The 4,868-nt window shown below is 39.5% G+C and carries 5 protein-coding genes and 2 tRNA genes; all 7 read right to left on the bottom strand.

Going from position 1 to position 4,868, the window contains the following annotated elements:
• The 7 genes from ACY10D_RS07615 to ACY10D_RS07585 all read right to left on the bottom strand — a co-directional run bounded on the left by ACY10D_RS07615 (position 1) and on the right by ACY10D_RS07585 (position 4,815).
• Positions 1–77: transfer RNA gene (locus ACY10D_RS07615), tRNA-Asp, on the bottom strand.
• An 8-nt stretch (positions 78–85) separates the two neighbouring features.
• Positions 86–161 (bottom strand) — tRNA-Thr (locus ACY10D_RS07610).
• 114 nt (positions 162–275) lie between these two features.
• The gene (locus tag ACY10D_RS07605; protein WP_487000156.1) at positions 276–968 is read right to left on the bottom strand and encodes an N-acetylmannosamine-6-phosphate 2-epimerase; all 693 of its coding nucleotides are present in this window, start codon (positions 966–968) and stop codon (positions 276–278) included.
• A 20-nt stretch (positions 969–988) separates the two neighbouring features.
• Positions 989–1,867: an ROK family protein gene (locus ACY10D_RS07600; RefSeq protein WP_487000155.1), complete on the bottom strand. Its 879-nt coding sequence runs from the start codon at positions 1,865–1,867 to the stop codon at positions 989–991.
• Positions 1,868–1,892: 25 nt separating this feature from the next.
• Positions 1,893–3,398 carry a sodium:solute symporter family protein gene (locus ACY10D_RS07595; protein ID WP_487000154.1) on the bottom strand — a complete coding sequence of 502 codons (1,506 nt, stop codon included), beginning with the start codon at positions 3,396–3,398 and terminating at the stop codon, positions 1,893–1,895.
• A 42-nt stretch (positions 3,399–3,440) separates the two neighbouring features.
• On the bottom strand, positions 3,441–4,307 hold the full coding sequence (locus ACY10D_RS07590; protein ID WP_487000153.1) for an N-acetylneuraminate lyase: 867 nt from the start codon (positions 4,305–4,307) through the stop codon (positions 3,441–3,443).
• Positions 4,308–4,389: 82 nt separating this feature from the next.
• Positions 4,390–4,815 (bottom strand): hypothetical protein, encoded by a 426-nt coding sequence (locus tag ACY10D_RS07585; protein WP_487000152.1) that lies wholly within the window; start codon positions 4,813–4,815, stop codon positions 4,390–4,392.
• Positions 4,816–4,868: the final 53 nt, after the last annotated feature.

Genomic DNA, 4,868 nt, shown 5'->3' with positions numbered 1-4,868 from the left:
TGGCGGAATGGACGGGACTCGAACCCGCGACCCCCTGCGTGACAGGCAGGTATTCTAACCAACTGAACTACCACTCCGCTTTTGATGGTGCCGACACCAGGACTTGAACCCGGAACCTGCCGATTACAAGTCGGCTGCTCTACCAGTTGAGCCATGTCGGCAACAGAAAGGCATTCTATAGATTTCCGATTAGATGTCAACGCCTAATTTTTAAAAATAATGAAATATTTGCTACACCCATCACAAATCATGTTGTGGTGTTTGGTATCAGTTGATCAGGGGTTGATAATAATTGACTGTGCAAAGCTTTGAGTGATTAATTGAGGGCGTGTAATGGCTGAGCCAACAACGATAGCATATGCTCCAGATTGATAAGCTTTATTTGCCTCTATTGGCGTGGAAATTCCTCCTTCAGCAATAACAGGTGTGGTTAGTGCTGAAGATAGTTTTTGTACTAGCTCGATATTAGGTAATGGGGTGTTTTGTGTATTCTCGGTATAACCGCTTAATGTTGTAGCAATGAGATCAAATCCAAGCTCATGTGCATAGATGCCTTCATCAAATGTAGCACAATCAGCCATGAGAAAAAGCTCTGGAAACTTGCAACGAATCTCATGTACAAATTGAGCCAATGTTTGTTTATTAGGTCTTGTTCTTGCCGTTGCATCAAGTGCCATGATTTCGCAACCTGAATTTGCAAGTTCGTTGATCTCATTCATTGTTGCAGTAATAAAAACTTGAGAATCAGGATAATCTCTTTTAACAATCCCAATAATGGGTAAATTGACTTCTTTTTTAATGGCTGCAATATCGATGGCAGAGTTTGCGCGAATGGCAATGGCGCCACCTTGTTTGGCTGCTAGCGCCATTTTTGCCATGATATATGGACTATGCAGTGGCTCATCACTGAGTGCTTGACATGAGACAATTAAACCACGAGGTAAAATGTCAGTAATAGATATTGGCATTGATGCTCTCCTGATATTATCTATGTGTGAGAATAATTACGGTGTTGTGTTATATGATAGGCGCCCATTAGCCCAGCTGTATTTTCAAGCTGTGCCTTGATGACTTTAATGGTGCGATGTACAGGCAAGCATTTAGCTTGCAGTGCATGATTGATGTCGTTAAATAAAAAATCACCTTGAGAAGAGATGGCTCCTCCTAGAACAATTACTTCCGGATCAAGTAGATAAATCGCACTTAAAAGCCCGTCACTTAAGTTGTGAATAAATGTTTCATACACAGTAAGTGCATATTTCTCTTTTGCTTTTACTTGCTCAAAAAATTCAACACCATTGAGTTTATGGCCACTTATTATATGATAATGCTCAAGGATGCCGCGAGTTGATACGACCTTGTCAATACACGAATTGTTGGTGTTAAGGTAGCCGATCGCCGCAGCGCAGTTATGGGCACCTTTATAGAGCTTGCGATTAAGGATAAAAGCACCACCAACACCCGTGCCGAGTGTTAAGCATAGAAAGTTATTAGCATCTTTGGCAGCACCCATTTGCATCTCACCTAATGCTGCACAATAGGCATCATTCTCAACATAAGTATTAATGTTAGTCGCTGTGATCAACGCTTTGACAAGCTTGCAGCCACTATAATCAGGCAGGTTGTCATTAGCGTAAATAATTGTGCCATGCTGGCTATCCACTTGACCGGCGCTACTGATGCCGATATTGCTAATGGATTCACTAATCGTTAGCTGTTGTGTGAAGTCAATTAATGCCTTTGGAATAGTGCTTTGGCAATTTGTTTTAGGTGTTGGGAATTTGCCGTGATCATGCAATTTGCCTTGTTGGTCAATCAAACCATGTTTTATGTAAGTGCCGCCGATATCAAAGCATAGTGTTTTCATCGTTTATGATTTCCGTGTTAGCTGTTTAGGTCGTTTTTTCATTTATTATAGGTTCATCAACGGTTGCGTAGGTTAAGCCTGTGACTGTTTTGGATGTGCGGAAAATGAAACTTAGTAGGTAGCTTAAAATCATGCTTGAGAGCACACCAACAAGTCCATAATACATGAAATAAATATCAGTCTTGGTCACAAAGTAAAGAATAACCACACTGATAAGTACTGCGAAGAATACTGCATTACCACTAACGCGCTTAGAGAATATGCCGATAATAAACGCGCCAGCAATAGGCCCGCCAAATAATCCTAAAATTGATTGGAAAAAAATCTGCAGGTGCGATTGATTGGTTACTGTCATATACAAGGCAATAATAGTGCCAATAATGCCTGCAATGATAATGACCAATCTTGCAATGAGTACAGCTGTTTTTTCGGAAGTTTTATTGAAAAAACGTTCAGTGATATCGGTAACAAAGCATGCTGATATACTGTTGAGGCTACTTGATATCGTTGATTGTGCAGCAGCAAAAATCGCCGCGATAATAAAGCCTGCGATACCAATGGGCATTTGCGTCACAATAAAATAAGGCACGATAGAGTCGAGATTAAAACCAGTGGGTAAATCAGCACTATGTTGTTGATAGTAAATAAACAGTAAAGTACCCATGCCAAAGAAGATAAAAATTACTAAGAAAGCAAGCTTAGCATTGAGATAAATGGCTTTATTGGTTTCTTTGATATCTTTCGTTGCGTTATATCTTTGTACGACATCTTGGCTGCCGATATATTGATAAAGGCTGTTAAATATCCCGCCAATAAAAATGCCAATAATTGTCGCGTGGAATAGACTGAGCTCGAAATTATTTTTTGTTAAGAGCTTGCCTGAGGCGACTGCATGATAGATTTCATGTCCTGGATTATGGATCTTGGCAATCAAGAAAATGATGATCAATAGCGCGCCACCTAAGAGTAGGATGCCTTGGATGACATCTGCCCAAATAACCCCCTCAATCCCACCTAGAAAAGTATAGATAATGCATAATACACCAATGGCAACTGCCAGAAAAACAGGGTTAATATTGACGACAGACTCAAGCGCTAGAGTAGGTAAATAAATCACAATCGCAACACGGAAAATATGAAACGTCATAAACACAATGCTGCCGAGCAAACGCATTTTGACATTAAAGCGATATTCTAAATACTCATAAGCACTTGTGACTTTCAGCTTTCTAAAAAAAGGTACTGCAAAAATCACCACAAGAGGGGCAATTGCAACAATTGATAGATTATTAAAGCCCATTGCCCAATCTTGACGATAGGCAAGCGCTGGAATTGACATAAAAGTTATCGCACTGAGCGTGGTGGCAAAGATACTAATGCCAACTGCCCAACCAGGCACACGACCTCCCGCCTTGAAAAAGTTGTCTGTATCTTTACCACTGCGTTTTGAGAAATAAATGCCAACGGCAAGCATGCCAAGTAAATATATGATCAACACGCAATAGTTGATGATGCCTAACTCTATTTTCATGTCTGCCCTCCAGTATGTATTAGCTTTATGGTAAATTAAAGTTTAGAAATATTGTGCCTTGAGCGCTTTTAGCTCATTAAATCTTTTATCAGAAATTGCTTTAAATGGTTTTTTGCATATCCCTGCGTTTACATCATGCAGAGTAAGCATTGCTTTAAGCGATTGAAAGAAACTCTCTTTTAGTAAAGCAGAAATAATATCATTACACTCATTTTGCAATTTGCGCGCTTGTGCTAACTGACCGTTATCAACAGCTTCTAATATGCCGCGAGCGCGAGTGCTGTTGATGTTGTAGGTGCTGCTAATAGCGCCATCAATGCCGATAGCCGCAGAAGGAAGCAATAGCTCATCAAATCCCGAGTAGATGATCTTATCACTAAATTTCTCGCGTAGGCGTTCCAGTAAAAACAAATCAGCTGCAGTGAATTTTACGCCTATCACATTTTTAATGGCAAAAAGCTCGGCAAATTGTTCAAGGCTCATATTAACACCCGTGAGCATTGGAATGGTGTATATCACCAATTTATTATCAACAGCGTGCGCAATGGATTGGTAGTAATCTTTAACTTCAGTGAAATCAAACTTGTAATAAAAAGGTGTCACCGCAGAAATCGCATCATAGCCTAATTCAGTTGCATATTGTCCAAGCTCAATGGCTTCTTGCAGGTTAGGTGAGCCGACTTGTGCAATTAGAGTGACCTGGCTCTTAGCTTCAGATTTGGTGATACTAAATACTTTTTTCTTATCAGCAGTTGATAGCATAAAGTTTTCACCTGTGCTGCCACCAACATATAAACCATCAACTTTTTGCACATCAATATTAAAACGGATGATCTCTCTTAACCCAGCTTCATCAATATTGCCTTGTTCATCAAATGCCACCATAAGTGCTGAAAATATACCTTTCATTTTGTTGACCTCATTTAGTTTTTTACTTTGATTCTTGTGGTTATTTTTTCGTGTTCGCGTGAACATCTTAATTTAAAATTTTTTAGTTTAGGTTCTCTTTATAAATTATCTCGCTTTTGACTAATACGTTATGGTTGATATCAAGTTGTTCGCCATGTAGCGCTAAAAATAAATGCTTCGCCGCAAGATAGCTTTGCTGAGCGTGATCTTCTTTTATAGTTGCTAGAATTTGACCTTCTTTTATGAGCTGCTTGATATTGGCACTCATACCGTTACTGATAATGTATAGATTAATATCAGGATGCTTCTTATTTTGTTTATTTATGGCAGTGACAATTTCTGCAAGATAGCGACTGCTATAAATTGCTTTAACGTTGTCGGTAAGATATTTATCTATGAGTATGTCAATGTTTTGCAAAATATGCTCAAAATAGATGGGACCTTCAGTAAGGATGTTGCTTGCTTTAGCTTCGCTACAAAAACCTTCAGTAGAGTAAGCCGCACCCATTGCTGAGTGCGACTCCTCGAAGAACGCAGCATGAAACTTTCACTTCACTACGC

This window comes from Cysteiniphilum sp. (assembly GCF_057495195.1).
The sequence above is the reverse complement of the archived record's forward strand: the minus strand, read 5'-3'. Positions and strand labels throughout refer to the sequence as shown.

What these genes read in the sequence shown, in the direction of transcription:
- ACY10D_RS07595 (WP_487000154.1), bottom strand. Translation starts at nt 3,398, where the DNA reads ATGAAAATAGAGTTAGGCATCATCAACTATTGCGTGTTGATCATATAT.
- ACY10D_RS07600 (WP_487000155.1), bottom strand. Translation starts at nt 1,867, where the DNA reads ATGAAAACACTATGCTTTGATATCGGCGGCACTTACATAAAACATGGT.
- ACY10D_RS07590 (WP_487000153.1), bottom strand. Translation starts at nt 4,307, where the DNA reads ATGAAAGGTATATTTTCAGCACTTATGGTGGCATTTGATGAACAAGGC.
- ACY10D_RS07585 (WP_487000152.1), bottom strand. Translation starts at nt 4,815, where the DNA reads ATGGGTGCGGCTTACTCTACTGAAGGTTTTTGTAGCGAAGCTAAAGCA.
- ACY10D_RS07605 (WP_487000156.1), bottom strand. Translation starts at nt 968, where the DNA reads ATGCCAATATCTATTACTGACATTTTACCTCGTGGTTTAATTGTCTCA.